The 20,627-nt window shown below is 50.2% G+C and carries 13 protein-coding genes; all 13 read left to right on the top strand.

Annotated features, from left to right (window positions below):
* Window positions 1-175: 175 nt before the first annotated feature.
* The 13 genes from GGC63_RS01025 to GGC63_RS00965 all read left to right on the top strand — a co-directional run bounded on the left by GGC63_RS01025 (window position 176) and on the right by GGC63_RS00965 (window position 20,215).
* Entirely contained in the window at window positions 176-4,696 is a 4,521-nt protein-coding gene (locus tag GGC63_RS01025) for a discoidin domain-containing protein (protein ID WP_192700751.1), read from the top strand.
* Between the two features lie 220 nt (window positions 4,697-4,916).
* Window positions 4,917-5,345 carry a MarR family winged helix-turn-helix transcriptional regulator gene (locus GGC63_RS01020; protein WP_079908911.1) on the top strand — a complete coding sequence of 143 codons (429 nt, stop codon included), beginning with the start codon at window positions 4,917-4,919 and terminating at the stop codon, window positions 5,343-5,345.
* A gap of 37 nt (window positions 5,346-5,382) precedes the next feature.
* Complete coding sequence (locus GGC63_RS01015; protein WP_192700750.1) at window positions 5,383-6,345, top strand: acetylxylan esterase; 963 nt, start codon at window positions 5,383-5,385, stop codon at window positions 6,343-6,345.
* Between the two features lie 138 nt (window positions 6,346-6,483).
* Window positions 6,484-7,107, top strand: a complete 624-nt coding sequence (locus GGC63_RS01010; RefSeq protein ID WP_192700749.1) for a class I SAM-dependent methyltransferase — start codon at window positions 6,484-6,486, stop codon at window positions 7,105-7,107.
* A 538-nt stretch (window positions 7,108-7,645) separates the two neighbouring features.
* A complete protein-coding gene (locus tag GGC63_RS01005; protein WP_192700748.1) occupies window positions 7,646-9,190 on the top strand; it encodes an ABC-F family ATP-binding cassette domain-containing protein in 1,545 nt (514 codons plus the stop codon).
* A 111-nt stretch (window positions 9,191-9,301) separates the two neighbouring features.
* Window positions 9,302-10,717 carry a HEAT repeat domain-containing protein gene (locus GGC63_RS01000; RefSeq protein WP_192700747.1) on the top strand — a complete coding sequence of 472 codons (1,416 nt, stop codon included), beginning with the start codon at window positions 9,302-9,304 and terminating at the stop codon, window positions 10,715-10,717.
* A gap of 411 nt (window positions 10,718-11,128) precedes the next feature.
* Window positions 11,129-13,219: a right-handed parallel beta-helix repeat-containing protein gene (locus tag GGC63_RS00995; protein ID WP_192700746.1), complete on the top strand. Its 2,091-nt coding sequence runs from the start codon at window positions 11,129-11,131 to the stop codon at window positions 13,217-13,219.
* 121 nt (window positions 13,220-13,340) lie between these two features.
* On the top strand, window positions 13,341-13,955 hold the full coding sequence (locus GGC63_RS00990; RefSeq protein WP_192700745.1) for a nitroreductase family protein: 615 nt from the start codon (window positions 13,341-13,343) through the stop codon (window positions 13,953-13,955).
* 193 nt (window positions 13,956-14,148) lie between these two features.
* Window positions 14,149-15,183: a metallophosphoesterase family protein gene (locus tag GGC63_RS00985; protein WP_192700744.1), complete on the top strand. Its 1,035-nt coding sequence runs from the start codon at window positions 14,149-14,151 to the stop codon at window positions 15,181-15,183.
* A 373-nt stretch (window positions 15,184-15,556) separates the two neighbouring features.
* Window positions 15,557-16,462, top strand: a complete 906-nt coding sequence (locus tag GGC63_RS00980; protein ID WP_079908927.1) for a carbohydrate ABC transporter permease — start codon at window positions 15,557-15,559, stop codon at window positions 16,460-16,462.
* Window positions 16,459-17,283 carry a carbohydrate ABC transporter permease gene (locus GGC63_RS00975; RefSeq protein WP_079908928.1) on the top strand — a complete coding sequence of 275 codons (825 nt, stop codon included), beginning with the start codon at window positions 16,459-16,461 and terminating at the stop codon, window positions 17,281-17,283. Before GGC63_RS00980 ends, GGC63_RS00975 begins: the two co-directional genes overlap by 4 nt.
* Window positions 17,284-17,359: 76 nt before the next feature.
* Complete coding sequence (locus tag GGC63_RS00970; RefSeq protein ID WP_192700743.1) at window positions 17,360-18,721, top strand: ABC transporter substrate-binding protein; 1,362 nt, start codon at window positions 17,360-17,362, stop codon at window positions 18,719-18,721.
* Between the two features lie 228 nt (window positions 18,722-18,949).
* Window positions 18,950-20,215, top strand: a complete 1,266-nt coding sequence (locus GGC63_RS00965; RefSeq protein ID WP_192700742.1) for a M48 family metallopeptidase — start codon at window positions 18,950-18,952, stop codon at window positions 20,213-20,215.
* The last annotated feature ends 412 nt before the right edge of the window (window positions 20,216-20,627 follow it).

Here is a 20,627-nt window from a genome sequence, read left to right as displayed (position 1 = left end):
AAACGACAGGGAACCTTTGGCGGCTTCCCGGCGCTTCGGGCACTCTCGACTTTTGCCGGACCATTGCAGCAAATAAAAGAGAATGGGGGGATTTTTTGAATAGCGGTTAGTTCAGTTCGGTCATTGACCATCCACTTACCAAACCCATCCGTAAGAAAGTGAGTTGATTTTCATAATGAAACACCGTTCAACGATGGCAAGCTTGATTTTATTATTTCAAATGTTTGCAGTCATGGATACAGGCGGCGCTTCAGCTGCAGCGGTGAACCCTGCTGATGCCGGCCCGACCGTCTCGGCTGCTTCGGCGCCGGCTCATCCCTATTACCCGCCAAGTGCCTCCGAGCTGCAGGCGTCGATCGCAACTGCTGATAGATTGCTCAGCCAGTACACGGAAGAGCAATGGCTGAATCTCGTGCCCAAGCAGTCCCCGCGTTCGGTATTGAACGAACCGTTCGATGGAAGCGATGGCTGGGTATGGAGCCCTGCAAACCCCGATAAAATTCAAACAACGAAAGGCCTTGCCTTCCCAAACTCCCAGTATCCTTATCAGTATATATCCGTAAAAGTCATGAGCGGAAAGACGGTGGAGGTCCCCTATGTGCAATACAACGGGAAGAAATACCTCATCCAGGCGCGCATTGATTATGAAAAAACCAGCTTCATGTCGAGCAACCTTCCGATTTTGGCAAACGCTTACTTGGCGACCGGTGATGAGAAATACGCCCGCAGAGCCGCTATCGCTTTGGATGCGTGGGCTACCGCTGTGCCGGATTTCTACATGACCAGCAAAAATGTGGCTAATCTCATCAGCGCCGATGAGGTTGCCAAATATTACAATACGGATATCCAACGGGTCAGCGACCATAACGGGATCGCGCATGAAATGCATTCCGGCGAGATCTTCGCTTTCGACCGGATCTATGATAGTGCGGCGCTCCAAGAGCTGTCCCAAAGCAAGGGATACGATGTGCGGGAGCATATCCGCAATGACTTTTTTCTCAATGTCGTAAACTGGCTGACCACCTATCAGTCGATGAAGGTCCATACGTCCACTAACCTCTCCGGAGCTGTTGAGGCCATTGCCCGCGTGGCTACGGTTCTTCACCAGCCGCAGCTGTTGGATTGGCTGAGCCAATACATGGATATCACCGTCGGAGAAAATTTCAAGCGGGATGGCATGTTTCCTGAATCGTTCTCCTACCACGCTGGCTATGCCAACTCCAACTACACGATTTCGCAATTGATCCAAACCTATTTCCAGACGCATCAGCCGGAATCGCCTGCCCAGCAAGCGTTGAAGGAGAAGATCGTCAGACAATCCGATTTCCTGGCGAATGCCAAGGAGGCCCAGAAGATTGTTGCGTTTCCGGACGGGGATTTGCCTCCGTTCGGCGATACGACCAAAGGAGGAGCCTCCAAACGCAATGCGACGCAGTCCCGCCTGCTTCCCGCATACGGACATTTAATGCTGGGTGACGGGGCAGGGAGATTACAAACACAATACAACCTCAATTTCAACGACATGGCGAATCATGTTCATCCGAATGTGCTCTCTGCGACCTTGTTCGGCTTCGGGAAGGAATTGATCGGGGGTATACGTTATTCCCACACTGCGGCACGCGATTTTACCAGCGATACGCTGGCTATGAACACGGTTGTCGTGAATCAATCGAATCAATTTCGCGGGAATAAGCAGGGTGCCGGTAACGTCGGCCATGCGTTTACAGGCGGCAATCTTTCCCTGTATGAGCCCGGCATCGACGGCATTGAGGCGTCCGAGGTGTACAGCAATTGGGCTTACCCCGGCACTGCATCCAGATATCAGCGCGTGAACGTGATGAATACTATCGATCCGGAGCATCCCTATCTGATCGACTTGTTCAAGGTTACAGGCGGAAACACACATGAATATTTCCTTCACGGATCCACCCAGTTTGACGAAACGGCGGAAGCCAGCTTTCCGCTGCAAAACATAAATAAGCCCTATCCGCTCCTCCCGGATAATGAAAAATGGACCGATCCGGTAAAGGAAGGAGACGTGCGGAACTGGTACGGCATGTTCAGGGACGTCAGCACGGGCCAATCTCCGGGTCAATGGGACGTTACCTTCCGTGATGCGGAGGATGGGGGGATCGGAACACGGATTATGATGGTAGACGATGGCAATAATCAGGTCTACCTTGGCAAGAGCCCTCATTCCTACCGGGATAAGCAGTATGACGATATCTATCAATTCTGGCGTCCGTCTTTGATAGTTAAGCGGGAGGCTCCGGGTCAAGGCAATCTGGACAGCTTGTTTATCAGCGTCATGGAGCCGTTGAACGGCGAATCGGCCATAGCAAGCATCAGCCGGGTACCGCTTAAGGATAACGATCCGGAGCATGTGGCGCTCTCCGTCAAATTCAATAACGGTCGTGAGGACGTCGTGCTGGTGAACTTGAACCATCCGGATGTCACTGGAAGTAACCCAGTGGACCAAACCATTACAACCGCAGACGGGCAATATTCCTTGAACGGCAAGATCGGAATTATGTATGAACGAAGCGGCTTCACTAAGCCTTATCTGATTTCCGGAAGCAAATTCCAATACGGAGATAAGGCGCTGACTATCGGTCCTGCTTCTTATCAGGGGACCGTGACAGGAGCAGTTCGAATCGCGGACGGCTCGGATGTCAACGCACTTATTACGGATGCGAACCTTCCGGAAGGCGATGCTTGGAAAGGAAAATGGGTGTCCCTGCAATTCGGCACCTACAAGGTCATTCCCGATGGAAACGGCTCGTACCCGAACGGGATTAGTGAGCAAAAGGGCTTTAGTGAAATGTTCCTGGTGGATCATGTAGAGAAACGGAACGGACTTACCTATATCGTCACAGCAGATGACCATGCCCTTGCCATCGGTAACAATACGGTGGAGCAATTAAGGCCGCAGCGCACATTTGAAGGGCATCCGTCCTTCCGTATGGAATTTAGCGCAACAGCCAATGGCACGCCGCCCGTCTTTCCGTCCCCCAAGCTGGATGGCATTCAGGTGAATGGGCAGCCAATTGCGGGATTCGATCCGGCGGTATTCAGCTATAAATTCGCCATGCCGGCAGGAACCGCCGTCATTCCTGTCGTCAGCGCGACCGGAACGAATGTGATTGAGGTGGCTCAGGCCCAGGAACCGTTCGGCACTGCGATTATTACAGTCAAGGACCATCAGGATCCGAGATCGCAAACCCAGTATTCCGTTCGATTCACTTCGATACCGGTTTACGGGGATGAGCCGTCGGGGTTGGTTCCTCACCACATTAAGGGGGTTACGTCGAGCCCTGGTTATAACTCCGGCTTTCCTCCGTCCAATACGATTGATGGGAATTTGGCTACGCGCTGGGCTGCCAAGGGTGAGCATTGGATTGCCTTCGACCTGGGGGAGAGCAAGAGGATCGATACCTTCATCGCATCATTTTTGAATGGCGACAAGGATACTTATTTCTTTGATCTGGACATCTCCGTGGACGGGACCGATTGGAAACGGGTGTATAGCGGGCAAAGCAATGGGAAGACAGGGGGACTACAGCTATTCTCATTTGAGCCGTCTCAAGCCCGTTATGTGAAGTACAGCGGTCACGGCAACACCAAGGATGCTTGGAACAATCTCAATGAAGTGTTTGCAGCAGGTCATACGTCCGCGACCAAGCTGAGCCTATCGGTTAGCGACGCCGTCTACAGCTACAGTGATACGGCACCCCTTCATGCGTACCTAACAGACAAGGACGGGAAGCCGCTGCAGGGGCAAGCAGTCTCATTTTTCTTAAATGAAGGGAGAATAGGGGAGGCTGCAACGGACGCTTCGGGAGAAGCACTGTTGAATTACCGTGTCCAGGCAGGTGTGCCGTCAGGCTCTTCTGCACCATATGACTTGAAGGCGGTATTCGCGGGATCTGCCGACCTGACACTCCAGCCTAGCTCAGCCTCCGGGAAGCTGACCGTGCAGAAGGAGGAGGCGACCCTCGCTCTGTCCACCCCTTTGAACTGGGATCGTACGAATGTGACGCTTTCCGCCGTTATTCAGCAGCAGGATGATGGGGAGCCGGGGGCGGTAAACGATCTTCCAGTTGTTTTTGATCTGAGAGCATTGCGGGCTGACGGCACTTCTGTGCCCGTTGTGTCCTCAACGGTGCAGACGAATGTATACGGTCAAGCGAATCTTACGGAGACATTGCCAGCCGGATTGTATGAGGTGAAAGCGGCGATCGGAGCCAATCCTTATTATACGGAGCATTCCGCATCGGCTGTAATGACGGTGAATGCGGCCACCTACGGCTCCGTTCAGGTGAACGGACATACGAATGCTCCTGTTCCTTCCGGGCTATTCGGCGCCAAGGCGAACAAGGTTCATTTGGAAAGCAAGTGGGAACGTAATGCGGGCAAAGTGAGCGGATCCGCAACCATTCACGCAGAACCGCAAGGACTTCGTCTGACGATGAACGGCGCAGATTGGATCGCGGCATCGGATTCAAGCGCTTTTATCCAAGGCCGTGCCGTAGATGAGCAGGGAGCTAGCTATACCGTACGAATCATGGTAGAAAACGGGCGCCGCAGCTCTTCCTCCTTGATCAGCATCCTGATTTGGAAAGGAAATGCTGCGGAAGGAACGCCTGCTGCCGAGATCCGGGGGCAAAGTTTCAGCGGCAGTATTCAAATCCGCTAAGCGCTGCGAGGAACATACAGGACCGTCGATTTAAAAATAACCATTCCATTGCAGCCAGGCTGCCGGGCGGGACCGGCGGTCTGGTTGTTTTTTTATGTTGTATCAGGTTCGGCATTTCTTCAATATAAAGCGCTTCAAGAAAGAGCCTGACCTGTTATAATGAGACTAGTACATATGTTTAGTAAGGGGAGTTAGCAAAACATAGAAAGGAGGTTGAGGGATGAGCGATTTGAGCTCCTACGCTCTCCGCATACGGATTGCGATGCACAAGACACAGAGGGAAATTGCAAACGCGATGCAAAGCCAGTTCCAGCTGGAGCTGACACGGGCGCAATTTTACATTCTAAAATTGATATCGGAGGACGGACCCTGCACAATTACAGAGCTGGCCAGAAAATTTGGGATCCATACGAGCTCGGTTTCGACGATGCTGAATAAACTGGTTCAGGACAACCTCATTTCCCGGGAATACAGTCACGATGACCGAAGAAAAGTGTTCGTCTCCATCACGGAATATGGGAGCGACGTACTCAAGCAGGAGCTGCAGCATTACAGCCGAATTCTGGAGCGATACCTGTCCCCTTTAAACGAGGAGGAGCTGGAAACCTTCGTACATATTTTTGAAAAAATCTCATCGGTACATAAATAATGCGTGCCTGGAGGTTTCAGGCGGGGAGGCAGTCCTTATGGGTTATTTGGATCGAAAAATAGCAGAATTATATCAATATACTCCGGAGCAGACGGCTCCCGCAGATCTGCATCTTTATTGGAGCAATACCTTGGAAGAATGGGCCCAGCAGGGGAAGGTCGAAGCCGAGCGAGCGCAGGTTTCCACCACGATGCGCGGTGTACAAGCCTACCATGTACACTATAAAGGCTATGACGATACGAGAGTTACCGGGTGGTACCTTGTCCCGAGCATGTGGCAGGAGGCAGCCTATCCTTGTGTCGTGATGTTTCACGGTTATTCCGGGAGCAGCGGACTGCCTGAAAGCTACGCTTCATGGCTGTTGGCCGGCATGGCGGTGTTTGCGATCGACCTTAGGGGCCAAACGGGAGGAACGGGCGATTTGCTGCCTCAAGAAGGGGGCATGGCGAAGGGCTGGATAACCAAAGGCATTGACGATAAGGATACCTGCTACTACAAGGCTTTGGTTATAGATTGCCTGCGTGCGGTAGATTGGGTTAGCGAGCAGCCGGAGGTCGACCCGAACCGCATAGGAGTAGCTGGAGCGAGCCAGGGAGGCGGGCTGGCTATGATCTTAAGCGCGCTAAGCCGGAAGCCTTCCTTTGCCATTGCGGATATTCCGAACATGTGCCATATGGACTGGGGAATTTTTCATTCGACAGGCTCATTAACCGAAGCGGCCGAATATATATCCCGTTATCCTGAACGTTGGCAGAAGGTTATGCGGACGCTGAGTTATTTTGACAACATGAACCTGGCTGACCGGATTGAGATACCCATTATGGTATCCGTCAGCATGAAGGACCCTGTCTGCATGCCGGAGACGGTGTTTGCCGCCTACAACCGTATCCAGTCGGAGAAGGAGCTGCACATCTACCCGTTCCGAGGGCATTCTACAGGGGAACAACATTTGCGAAAAGTATTGGAGTTCGCTCAGCGGCAGATTGCACGTACAAGCTAGGTATAGCTTATCCACTAAGACACAACGGGATATGAAGAACAAGGCGTACCACGGTCATACGACTGCGGTACGCCTTGTTGGTAATAGGTGGTTGGATGTATACCCATTTAGAATCCGTATGAAAAAAGGGGACGGACAATGAGTTCATTTTTTCACAAAACCTATGATCTGTGGATGCAGCCTTTGGAGCATTACGCCTTTGGTGCGATCCGTAAGCGGCTGATTGGACAAGCCAGGGGAAAGGTTCTGGAGATTGGAGCGGGTACGGGAGCCAACTTCAAGTACTATAAATCCGCGAACCAGGTTGTTGCAGTCGAGCCCGACGAAGTGATGCTTAAGAAATCCCTTCCGCTTGCTGAGGCATCTGCAGTTCCCATTCATGTGGTTCGAGCAGGGGCGGAGAGCCTGCCCTTTGAGGAGGATACCTTTGATTGTGTTGCAGGTACCTTGGTATTTTGTACGATACCTGATCCTATGGCGGCATGGCGCGAAATAACAAGGGTATGTAAACCCGGGGGACATATCATCTTAATGGAGCACGTTCGAATCTCTCATCCGGTTTGGGGAACGCTTCAGGACTGGCTGACACCCTGGTGGAAGCGGTGCTGCGGCGGCTGCCACCTGAACAGAACCACTTTGGATGATTTGCAGCAGGCGGGACTGCACATTATAGAGCTGGAGCAGATGTTTAATGGGCTATTCGTTATTGCGAAGGCTGTGAATAACAAAGCTTGCATCATGTCCGGAAAGTTAGAGACATAACTTAATGAAGGCTCCGGTGTGCCGATGTCTCTTCCATCCAAGCTTCCTTGACTGCCTTCGTTGCTCAGTTGAGCTTGAATTCATTGAATTCCCTTGGGATGAATATGACTTGACAAAAGGAAGCAACCATAATAAACTGTGACCAAATGAAAGGAAGGTTTCAAATGGAACGCTTGAAAACGGTTAAACGCATTGCCAAAGGCCGCTCCGTACAAACGGATAAAAACGATGAAACGTTGTCCGGAGCTTAATCAAAAAAAGCGAATTGCTTTTTATTTCATCGACCGATAGCCCGAAAAAAATAGTGTGTTCATCACGCTTATTTTGTCGTGCCGTCGGTTGGTGATAGAGATTAAGAGGCTGCAGACAAGGTTTTGTCTGCGGCCTTTTGTGTATAACCGTTCAGCTTCCATCGCTGAAGTTATATTCCCGGTACACGGCTTGCTGTGTACAGAGAAGCAGAAGGCTTGCACCTGAGGGTGCAGTTGCCTTCTGTTTTTTTTGTTTATCACATATTTAAGGAAAAGAGGAATGCAAAATGAGTTTGCTTGAAGTGTACGATATGTCCCATGCTTACGGGGATAAAGTTTTATACAGGAACGTTCAGCTGGAGCTTTATAAGGGAGAACATTTGGGAGTCGTCGGCCAAAACGGGACAGGGAAGAGCACCCTGATCCGTATTTTGACGGGCGAGATCATCCCGGATAGCGGAACTATTAAATGGCAGCCCCATTGTAAAATAGGCCATCTTGATCAATACGCCGAAATCAGTGGAAGCAAGTCGATTCTGCAGTACCTCCAAGCCGCTTTTGCGGAGGCTTACGAGCTGGAAGCGGAGCTGCACCGATTATATGAACAGAGCGCAGCCACGGGCGATGAAGCGCTGCTGCTGAAAGCCGCAGAGGTACAAGAGCGCCTTGACGCTCTCGATTATTTTTCTATCGATAGCCTTATCAACAAAGTAGTGCACGGTTTAGGAATCGATGCGATAGGGATTGACCGGTCCATTGAGAGCTTAAGCGGCGGTCAGAGAGCTAAAGTCATCCTGGCAAAGCTATTGCTCGAGAAGCCGGACGTGCTGCTGCTGGACGAACCGACGAATTTTCTTGATAAGGAGCACGTTGACTGGCTGGCCGAGTATTTATCCCTTAGCAAGCAGGCCTTCATTGTGGTAACCCACCATTATGAGTTCCTGGAAGCCGTGGCTACGAGCATCTGCGATATTGAAGGCCAAACCGTAAGGAAATATTACGGCACCTTCAAGCAATTTTTGAAGCAGAAGGCTCACTTGCGGGAGGACCATATTCGTCAATACCATGCCCAGCAGAAGAAGATCGAGCAGACCGAAGCCTATATCCGTAAAAATAAAGCGGGTGTCAATTCCCGAATCGCAAGAGGCCGGCAAAAGCAGCTTGACCGGTTGGAACGAATCGCCCCTCCGACTTTCGTCTCTAAGCCGTCCATTACATTCAGGGAGCTGCCGCTTACCTCGCAGGCGGTGCTTGAGGTCAGTCAATTGGAGGTAGGCTACGGGAAGCCGCTGCTGCCTAAATTGAATTTTTCCATGGCCAGCGGGGAGAAGCTGGTTATTACCGGCTTTAACGGCATAGGCAAGTCCACTCTGCTGAAGACCTTGGTAGGAAGGCTCCCCCATCTTTCCGGCACATTCAAATTTGCGGAGCAAGCAAGGCTCGGCTATTTTGAGCAGGATTTGCGCTGGGAGGACGACGGAATGACACCGGTCCAGATTATAGCCGAGGCCTTCCCGCAAATGAATGGGAAGGATATACGCCGGCATCTGTCCCGATGCGGTATCAAGGAAGCTCATGTCATGCAATCCATCCGAACACTGAGCGGCGGAGAGCAATCCAAGGTGAAGCTGTGCCGAATGCTGCTTAAGGGTTCCAACGTCCTGATTCTGGATGAGCCGACCAATCATCTGGATGCCGAGACCAAAGATGCGCTGCAGAGTGCTTTAATCAAATTTACGGGTAGTATCCTGCTCGTATCTCATGAACAGTCGTTTTACCAGGAGTGGGCGGACCGTGTTCTCGACATGGAGGACCTTGGTTTGTTCGAATAATCCTTACTTTTGTGCAAATTTGAATTAGCATTCTGTATGTGAAGCCTCCAGCCCGATGACTATAATTTGATTCAAGAACACAATATGAACCAAATTTAAGGAGGCAATGTCATGGGCCGCGAATTACCTGTACTATTAAATGATGAGCAAATGAGAAGGTTTATCACGGAAGGGTTTTTGATCCTTAAGACAGATTTTCCGGAGGAATTTCATCAAAGGCTCACAGAGCAGCTGAATCAGGTATACGAGGAAGAGGGGAATCCGGGCAATAACCTGCTGCCGCGTCTCCGCGATTTGCAGAAGGTGTTTGACCACCCTATCGTGACAGGGGCTTTAACGAGTGTGCTTGGACCGAACTACCTGATGCATACGCACCGTCACGGTCATTTCAATGCCTCTCCTAAAGCGGGAGGGTGGCACAAGGACAGCTACTGGGGCTACAAAAAAATGCGCAATCACCATCCTTGGTGGGCAATGGTCATGTATTTCCCACAGGATACTCCGGTGGAGCTGGGACCTACCGGTGTCTTGCCGGGAACTCAAAATTACGAGACCCGTACATTTGAATCGGATGATGTGGAGGGAGAAGCCGTTGCAAGCGGCAAGGCAGGCACCTTCGCTTTGATCCATTACGATATTTGGCATCGCTCGACACCGAACATTCTTGGCAAGCCAAGATATATGCTTAAATTCGAATTCATGAGAACGGAGGCCCCGACGTCTCCGAGCTGGGATTGCACGGACCGTGAATGGAGGAAGCCGGTGTCATTCAGCACCAGCATCGTAGAGCATGAAGATATGTGGAGAGACACCTGGAACTGGCTCTCCGGTCAAGTAGGGAGTCTGGCCGACACCGTTCAGGCGGATGACGCTCAAGTGCAGGAGCTTGCAGCTCAGCTTGAGGATGCTTTCGAGCCTAATGCGATTAACGCCGCATACGGTCTGGCCGCTAGGGGAGCCAAGGGAATCGAAGCGCTGCTTCAAGGGCTCCATCACAGCAGCGTTAAGGTGTCGCGGACAGCCGCCTACGGATTATCGGCAGCAGGTGCCGGAGCCGTGGCCGGGCTGGAGGCAGTTCTCTCTGCAGAGCGCACGGAGACCGTTGTTCATGCCGCCTTCGCTCTCGGTGAGCTGCGCGGGCTGGCTTCCTCTTCCGTTCCGAAGCTTCTGGCCTTGCTGGAGCCGTCCCCCCCTGCTGTGATTCGCCAAACCGTTGCCGAGGCGATTGCCTTGATCGGTGAACCAACCGAACAGGTTGTGGACGGATTGATCCAATGTCTTCAAGATGAGGACGTCCAGGTCCGTTTCACAGCAGGTCTGTCGCTTTGCCGGATGGGAGCAGCGGCAGATAAAGCGGTTCCTGCGCTGGAGCAGGCATTGGAGGACGATAACCGGTACGTTCGCGGTCATGCGGCGGAAGCGCTGCATTACATCGGTACGGATACGGCCAAAAACGTGCTGATCGACTTTCTGCTGAAATCCCGCTGGTGTCCGACAACGACCCCGCAAAACACCTTTTATCCGTAAGCTTTAGCTTAAAGCATCCTTATCCTTTGCCCATGGCGAGGGATGAGGATGCTTTTTTGATCTTATATAAGTTCCGGGAGTTCCCCGCAAAGTATCTGATCCAGCTTTTGAACTCATGGTTTCGCATTGCAGACTCTTCTTATGTCTTTAGACCCAGACCGCGGATAGTTCTATTGTCTTGTATTTTCATCCCCTCTCCTAACATACCTATGGGATAACGAGCATTAGCTTGATTTTGTGACTTTGGTCTTTCTTGAAACATATGCCATAGTATGACAAAATCTTCCTAGGGCTTTATAGAGAAACAGATACGGAAGGGGGAACCGTATTGATTTGTACTAGCAGGGTATGACAGTCCATCTGGTTTTGAAGATAGAGGATAACCAATGCGGAGAGTGGTGGAGAAATGATATGAGGCTTATTTTACTTCTGGTTTTGTTATTTTCCTTTCAATGGAGCGCGGCCGCGGCGGATTCAGCCGGGACAGCTGCCGATGCATCGGATAAGGTGTATCAATTGGTTCCCAAGGATTGGGGAATCTACGACGATGGCACGCATCCGGTAGAAACGACCAAGGGCTTTAATGATGCGTTAAAATGGGCGCATGAGAATGGAAAGACCACATTCAAGGTTCCGGCCGGAACGTATCTGATTAAAAAGCAGGATCCCAAATTATTTTTGGATACCTCGGCTCGGATCAATATGGTCCCCGATATGACCTTTGAGCTTGACGAGAAGGCGGTCATCCAGAAGGAAACGAACGGCTTCACAGGATATCAGACTTTGCACATCGGATACGGGGCCAATAACGTGACCATCAAAGGAGGAACCTTTCGGGGAGATAAGGATAGCCATGATTACTCCGCAAGAGGAACTCACGAAGGCGGCTACGGGATCGTTACCGAAGGCGCTATTAACGTGACGATTGATGGGGTCAAATCGGTTAATTTTACCGGCGACGGTTTATTTATAGGCGGCAAAGGGACGATGATTCAGGATCTCTACGAAACGAGCTTTGTATCGGGTTCAATCGATGAGAAGGGCAACCCGATTGCCGATCCCGGCAAAATCCGTCTAAAGAGCCTGCTAAACTTTAATAATCCTATTTTTCAAACGGAGCGGGAATTCGAGCTGTCCAACCGGCAGAAGCTCCCGAATACATTTGATGTCTTTTTCTACAAGCAGGACGGAAGCTTTTTGACCAGCTTAAAGGATCAGCAGGTACGTCAAATTATGAAAATCCCTGATGGAGCAGCCAGCTTCAATATCGTGTTCAAGCAAGCGGGAAGCGTCGGGTCCTATGTGGAATTTTGGCAGCGTGCCGTATCCAAGGAGGTCGTGGTCAAAAACTCGGAGTTTGCATTTAACCGCAGACAAGGGATAACGATTGCCGGGGGCGATCAAGTCACGATCACCAATAACGAGCTGCATGATATGAAGGGAACGGCTCCGCAGGCAGGGATCGATGTGGAAGCGGGCTATGGCGAGAACGGCCATATGAACAGCAATATTTTTATTAAAGAGAACCGGTTTTATAACAACGCATCCTATGACGTGGTTCTGTATGATGGCCATCATGCAACGGTCGAGGGGAATCATCTGGCCTCGAAAGGCGTCATTGGCTTGGCGGTATCGCCTCCTTTTACGAACGCCTTGATCAAGGACAATCATTTTGACGGTACCAGCATTTATGCGTACCACGATGTGAAGTTCGAAGGGAATGAGATGAATAATTCCTATACCTTCCTCGAGGGGCCGAATATTAGCATAGACGGTATGACATTCACGGATTCCAAGTTTGCGATCAGCAGCAAACAGCCCTTCGGCGTTGAAGCTTCCAATGTAACGATGAACAACAATAAGAGCGGCGAGCTGTCCATCTGGGGAAGCCCGATACATTTAAGCAACATTGTCTTGAACGGGGGAGCAATGACCGGAGGCGTAGCCAAAGGGAGTATTTTTGATCGTATCAAAATTGTCAATGCCACCTCGATGAATTTGCCGCTTGGGACGTACAATGATTGTGATCTGGAGTCATTAGGCGGTTCCATTAACGGGGGCATCATGCTGGATGATGCAGGAGCGTATGCGTTTAACGGGTGTACGATAAGAGTCAATCAAGGCATTCTGGTTAACAATGAGAAGGCTGAAGTGACTGTAACCGATTCTTCCTTTGAGCTGATTGATAAGCTGTATGCCTTTAAAGCGGTCAAAGCTGCTAAGGTCGTGTTCGAAAACAACGTGCTCGAAGCGAATCAATTTGCCAGACCGACGGATTACATGGTCATGATCGGAGATTATTGGACCCGGAATAATCCTTCTACCGTTAAAGAGGCGATCATCAGAGGCAATACGCTGACCTCTAACATTGAGTCCGAAGGGATATCGACCCGATATGCAGGTACGGGCAGCTCCAATTATACGGTGGAGAACAATGTTCTGACGAATGCCAAGGTCAAGCTGCTGGAAACGGACAGGAAGGCTAATAATCTGGAGCAATGATTCAGGGAACGGACTGCGAAGGCAGTTCGTTTTTTCTTGCCTTCCCCATGGTATAGCCATCCATATCAAGGCAAATACTACGTCAGTTGCTAAAAATATATGGATATTGGAGGGATAGACTATGGCAGGAACCGTTAGTACTGGCAAGGACTTTATGACGGCCGTACGCGAAAGACGTACGATTTATGGCCTCGGCAAGGAGTCGCCGATCCCCGATGACCGGATTGTACAAATTATCGAAGAGTCGGTGAAGCATACGCCATCCGCCTTTAATTCGCAAAGCGCAAGGGTGGTGGTTTTGTTCGGAGAGCAGCATAACAAGCTGTGGGATTTGACCAAAGAAACGCTGCGCGCCATCGTGAAGGGAGACTTCCAGTCAACGGAGCAAAAAATGAACGGGTTTCGGAGCGGCTGCGGAACCATTTTGTATTTTGAAGACATGGCTGTCGTCGAAGGCTTGCAGGCCCAATTCGCCTCGTATAAGGAGCATTTCCCGAACTGGTCGATGCAATCGAACGGAATGCTTCAGATGGTCATTTGGACTGCTCTGGAAAGTGAGGGGCTGGGCGCCAATCTACAGCATTACAATCCGTTGATCGACGAGAAGGTGAGAGAAGCCTGGAAGCTGCCCGATACCTGGAAGCTGATTGCCCAAATGCCGTTCGGAAAGCCGACGGCTCCTCCTGGAGAGAAGCAGTTCAAACCGATAGAGGAACGGATGAAGGTATTTAAATAATCTGTAATAGTCGAGGCTGGGCGGACAGAGAGCTGCTCAGCCTCTTTATCTCGCGCACTCTTCCACCTAGTCTATCGTTATAAATAGGTCTATCGTAGATTTGAAGATAACGAGGGTTATTGTTATGATAGGGTAAGGGCTCCAAGTCCTGGATTACATAATGATATTGTTGCGTAACAACGGAAGGGATCGTATGACTAGACGTGAATTTGTAAAAATGCTGCTTAGCATGAGTGTTGTAGTAGACGGATCGGTCAACGCTTTATTTAAAATGCTGTACCAATCTTTTACTTCGAAGGCGGAGCAAGAAACCAAGACAGATACGGTCATAGAAGAAGTAAAGCCCGTGGCTTCGACAGAGCCGCTGTTGTCTTTTTTTGTATTAAGCGACCTGCATGTTTCGATCTATGATAAAAATACGCCACGTAAATTGAGAAACGCGCTGTACCAGATTCAGTATTTCAGCCATCCGGTAGATGCGCTGCTGTTGGGCGGGGATTTAACGGATTACGGCACGGAACTCGAGTACAAGTCGCTGCAATCGATATTGAGCAGCTACAAGCTGCCGCAGCTGTACGCCAATATGGGCAATCATGATTATTATAATATATGGATCGACAAGAGCGGCGCATTCAATACGACCTCGATGCCGAACGGCAAGACCGATGCCGAGTCGAGGGAACGATTCCAGAAGATGTTCTGGTATACGAAGCCGTATAACGATTTTGATATCAAGGGCTATCATTTCATTCTCATGTCGCAGGAATCCTATCTTCAGGAAATGCCGGAGGTAGGGGAAGGCGCCTGGTATTCCGACGCGCAGATGGCATGGCTGGAAGCCAAGCTGAAGGAGACTACGGACGGGAAGCCGATCTTCGTGCTCATTCATCAGCCTCTGCCTGCGATCGGGCAGGACGGAGGCTCACATCGATTAATTCGGGCCAATCAATTCAGGGAAATCTTGAAGCCGTATCCGAATGTCTTCGTCATTTCCGGCCATACGCATCAGGATTTCGACAACGGCTCCAACCACTACACCAAAGAGACGTTCCATTGGTTCGTCAATGCTTCTGTAGGGCTTACGCGCAATCCCGAGCCTCTGACCAAATCGCAGGGCATGTACGTGCAGGTCTACGAGGATAAGGTAACCGTAAGGGGCTGGGAGTTCGCGAACAGCACCTGGATTCCGGAAGCAGACTGGACCATTCCACTGGAAAAAGTGAAATAATCTGATATTAAGGGCGGATGCGATACATCCGCCTGTTCTGTTTCCGGAACACAAGAGGCGGGACATAACCTTATTAGAATTAATAGACCGCAGGACAAATAAAAACGGAAAATAATGGTTGACAGTACGATTGATAGCGTTTACAATAAGTTCACAAGTTAATACATTGTGTAGGAGATCCGGAGAATATACACATAGGTTGCTTCGATTGATGAAGGCGATTTATGTGTTTTTGTTTGCCCATAGATCTCGAACATTGCGGAAAATACTAAGTTTCTCCTAATGGTGAAGCCGCAGGGAAGGGTTGATTTAGGCGACAGGAGTAAGCGCTTTACCTTTTTGTCCAATTTTGAAAAGGAAAGGAGGCTCATCAATGTCTGCGTCCACGAATGCATCTGCAAAAAAATCCCAAAAGAAAGAAGAGCTGCTAGGGTTCTTGTTCTTGGCTCCATCACTGCTTGTGTTTATCTGCTTCCTGTTTTATCCGATGCTCCGCTCCGTCTATCTTAGCATGACTTTAACGGATCCGCGCGGGCGTGTAGCCGCCTTCGTCTGGCTGGATAACTATGTGGACCTGTTTTCCTCCGGTCAATTTTATTCCAATCTGAAGGTAACCCTGATGTTTATTGTGCTGACGGTACCAACGACGATTGTATGGTCTCTCTTGCTGGCGGCGCTGACACATAACAAGCTGAGAGGAATGAAGGTATTTCAGTTCGTATTTTCGCTGCCGATTGTCATTTCCGTCGGTACAGGCTCGATCATTTGGCTGCTGCTGTTCCACCCTACGGCCGGGATGCTGAATTATTTTATCGGATTCCTGGGGATATCTCCTATCTCCTGGCTGGCCGACCCCTCTTGGGCGTTGCTGTCGGTTTCGTTAATGACGGTCTGGATGAATATGGGCTTCGTCTATATTATCCTGTTGAGCGGCTTGCAGGGTGTGCCGGAGGAGCTGTATGAGAGTGCCAAAATCGACGGCTCCGGACCTGTCCGAACCTTCATCCAGATCGTGCTTCCTTTGTTGTCCCCGACTTTATTCTTTGTCCTCATCGTCTCGGTTATTTCCGCCTTTCAGGCCTTCGGCCAAATCAATATTTTGACCAAGGGCGGTCCGATTAACAGCACCAACGTCGTTGTTTTCTCCATCTATCAGGATGCATTCATCAATTTCCGCTTCGGCATCGGCAGTGCGCAGGCCTTGATATTGTTCCTAATTATTTTGCTCCTGACAATCGTCCAGTTTAAAGTTCTGGAAAAGAAGGTGCATTACCAGTGATCCTACGAGGACTATTCCGAACGCTTCTGTATCTTCTGCTGGCCGCACTCGCGTTGGCCGTGCTGTATCCGCTTTTGTTCACGATCCTTTCCTCGTTCATGACGGAAAAAGAGGTCGCGGTCTTCCCGCCGCCGTTATTCCCGCATCAGTTGTATCTCGGCAATTTCACTAAGGCTCTCCAGACTGTGCCTATTATCCGCTTTATCGTGAACAGCTTTGTCGTATCCTCAGCCATTACTGTCTGTCAAGTCGTTACTTCCAGCATGGCGGCCTTTGCTTTTGCGTTTTTGACCTTCAGGTTTAAGAATGCGCTCTTCCTGTTATATTTGTCCACCATGATGATTCCTTGGGAGGTCACCGTCATTCCCAACTACTTGACTATCAAGTCGTTAGGGTGGATGGACAGCTATCAAGGGCTGATCGTTCCTTTCATGGCCGGCGCTTTCGGCGTATTCCTGCTGCGGCAATTTTTCCTGCAGCTTCCGAACGAGCTGTTCGATGCGGCCAAAATCGACGGCTGCGGACAGCTTCGCACCTTTTTCTCAATCGTTCTTCCATTGTCGCGTCCTGCAGTAGCTACCTTGTTCGTGTACGTGTTCATCAACCACTGGAACGCCTATTTATGGCCTCTGCTCATTACGAACAAACCGACGATGAGAACGGTTCAGATCGGGGTGTCCATGCTTCAGCATGAAGAGGTCATGTCCTGGAATTTAATATTGGCCGGTGTTTCCCTTGTATTGCTGCCATCCTTTATTATGCTGGCCTTCGGCGTCAAACAGCTGATTCGCGGCATTACAGCCGGTGCTATCAAGGGATAGGCGAGAGAATCAATCGGTTAGAGATACTTCGATATCGAAGTTTTCTATACATCAAACAGATTAGGGGCGTGAAACGATGAAGCTTAGGAGCAAAAAGGGGTTATGGAGTCTCGCGGTTGCAGCTATCATGCTGGCTACGACAGCCTGTGGAGGCAACCCGGAAACAGGAGCTGGCGACAAGGGGGGAAGCTCGTCTTCAGGACAGAAAAAAGTGGTATTCTGGCATGCCATGGGCGGATCCAATACCAAAGTGGTCGATCAGCTCGTAGCGGATTTTAACGCATCCCAGGATAAGATCAAGGTAGAGGCGATTTTTCAAGGCACCTACGACGATTTGCTCAGCAAGCTGAAGGCGAGCATGGGCTCCAAGGACGGCCCGAGTCTTGTCCAGATGTACGAGATCGGAAGCCGCTTTATGATTGACTCCAAGACAATTACCCCTATGCAAAAATTCATCGACGAGGACAAATTCGATTTAACTCAGCTGGAACCCAATATTACCGGCTACTATACCCTGAACGGGAAGCTGAATTCCATGCCGTTCAACACGTCCAACCCTATCCTTTATTACAATAAAGATCTGTTCAAAGCAGCGGGACTGGATCCGGAGAAGCCTCCCAAAACGTTCGAGGAGGTGCAAAAAGCGGCGGATGCGATTACGAAAACCGGGAAAGCGACAGGGGCGAACTTCGCCATATACGGTTGGTTCATGGAGCAGTTTTTTGCCAACCAGGGAGCCGAGTATGTGAATAACGGCAACGGGCGTACGTCAATGGCAACAGAGTCCACTGTGAACAGTGAAGCAGGTATCAAGACGCTGACCTGGTGGAAGGAAATGATCGATACGAAGGCAGCTAACAATCTCGGCCGCAAAACCGATGATTCCAAGAAGGCGTTCTCGGCCGGGCAGGTGGGGATGATTCTGGAATCGACAGCCTCTCTGAAAGGGCTGGTCGATAATGCGGAAGGGAAATTCCAGGTAGGAACAGGCTTCCTGCCGAAGCCGGCGAATGCCAAGGAAGGCGGTGTTGTCGTCGGCGGAGCCAGCTTATGGATAATGAATGACAAGCCGAACGACGAACAGAAGGCGGCCTGGGAATTCATCAAATTCCTGACTTCACCTAAGGAGCAGGCCTACTGGCATATTAATACCGGTTACTTCCCGATTACTAAGAAAGCTTATGACGAACAAAGCGTGAAAGACAATCTGAAGAAATTCCCGCAATTCCAGACAGCTATCGATCAGCTGCATCAAACGAAGCTGAATACGGCGACCCAAGGAGCTGTGATGGGCGTGTTCCCTGAAGCCAGACAGATCGTTGAGGGAGCCATTGAGGAGGTATTAAATAACAAAAAATCGCCGAAGGACGCACTCGACGCAGCCGCTAAGGAGATTACGTCCAAGATTCAGCAGTATAATAAAACGGTTAAGCAGTAACAAGCTTCGCATGTGTAGAGAACGAAGCCTTGGCATCAGCCAAGGTTTTTTGTTCTATCAATTTCGGGGCTCCCCGCAAAGTGACAGAATCCGCTTCGAAGCCAAGGCCTCACTTTACAGGGTTAAAGTTAAGACTTGCTCCTCCCTCGATGTGATAAATAGGAAAAGAATGGACTATAATGAGGAGATAGCCTGTTTGATCCGAGACATCCGAAGGGGAGGAGAATTATGAAACGAGGACTCATCGGCTTGGTCATTCTAATCGTTTACTGCGCTGCGGTAAGCTACTACTTCCTTCATCAGCCCGAGGCTTATGTACCGGAGGCGCTTCGCGGAGGTCCTGCCGATCCGGGAACCTTTATGACGGACGAGCAAATTCGAAGCATACACCGGCTGTCAACAATCGGCTATCTCTCTTACTTTATATCGACCCCGGTCATGTGGGGGATTTTATTCCTGCTGCTGACTTTGGGGATTTCAGCCTGGCTGCGACGGCGATCTGAAGGACTCTTTCGATGGTCGCTATTGCAAATGGCCGTCTATCTGCTGATGCTGCAGCTTCTGCTGGAGCTGATCCAATTTCCGTTAAGCTATTATTTGCATCAATTAGACCGGTCCTACGGATTGACCAATCAAAGCTTCGGAGCGTGGATGCTGGATCTTGGCAAAAGCTTCGGCGTGAATCTGATCGTCTCCATTCCGATGTACTGGCTTTTGTACTGGGTCATTAACAAAAGCCCGAGACGGTGGTTGCTAATAGGCTGGGCGGCCTCGATCCCGCTGACATTGTTCTTTACCTTTATCCAGCCGGTGGTCATGGAGCCGATCTTTAATGATTTCAAGCCTTTACAGAATCAGGAGCTGAAGCAGCAAATATTGGACGAAGCCAGGCAGGCGAATATCCCTGCGGATCAGGTGTACCAGGTTGATAAATCCCGGCAGACGAATACCTTGAATGCCTATGTCAGCGGGATCGGAGCTACGACCCGAATCGTGCTCTGGGACACGACGCTGCAAAAGCTGAAGCCGGATGAAATCTTGTTCATTATGGCTCATGAGATGGGGCATTACGTGAAGAAGCATGTACTGTGGGGGACGTTATGGGGTATTGTAGAAAGCTTTATCGGGTTTTGGCTGGTATACCGCTTATGGAACTGGATTCATCAGCGATGGGGCTCCACCTTGCGACTCAGGGGTCTTACGGATATTGCCAGTCTTCCGGTCCTGCTGCTGGTGGTATCCGTGCTTACCTTTGCAGCATCTCCCATCGACAATGCGATTTCCAGAATGCAGGAGCATAGTGCCGATGAATATGCCATTCAGCTGAGAGAGAATCCCGATGAGGGGATACGGGCATTTCAACAGCTGGCTGCCAACAGCCTGTCGGATGTCAATCCTCCGCCGCTGGTGCAATTCTTCGTCGGCTCGCATCCGACCTTGGCCCAGCGCATCGACTTTGTACAGCATTATGCCGGGGAAGGCAAAGTAAAATGACTTCCCTGAATAGATCAGGAAAATAATGGACTCCATGGCCGCAGGGAGTAATACTTCTTAGGAATTGCTGCGGTGACCATACCTTAAGCTTTTATTCAAAAGTAAAAGAATGGATGCTCGGGGTATTGAAAAATCAAGTTTGCATATGTTAATATAGTGACCAACAAGAATATCCAGTTTGCTATGAAGAGAAGAAAGCGCAGGGGCTCTTATGCCCAGAGAGCGGAGGGAAAGCTGAAACCTTCGCCGTAATCCTTTGTGCGAAGTCGTCTCGGAGCCTTTGTCCCGAAAGCCGTACCTTTGTCCCTATGAAGGTAGGAAGCGGTGAGTAGTCTCAAACGGAATGGCACACGTTATCGTGCTGCAGGTAAGATGACCATCTTACCTCATGAGGCCGGAATTGCGAGATTCC

Source organism: Paenibacillus sp. OAS669 (assembly GCF_014873645.1).
GTDB classification, from domain to species: domain Bacteria; phylum Bacillota; class Bacilli; order Paenibacillales; family NBRC-103111; genus Paenibacillus_S; species Paenibacillus_S vulneris.
This window is presented reverse-complemented; position numbering and strand designations above follow the sequence as displayed.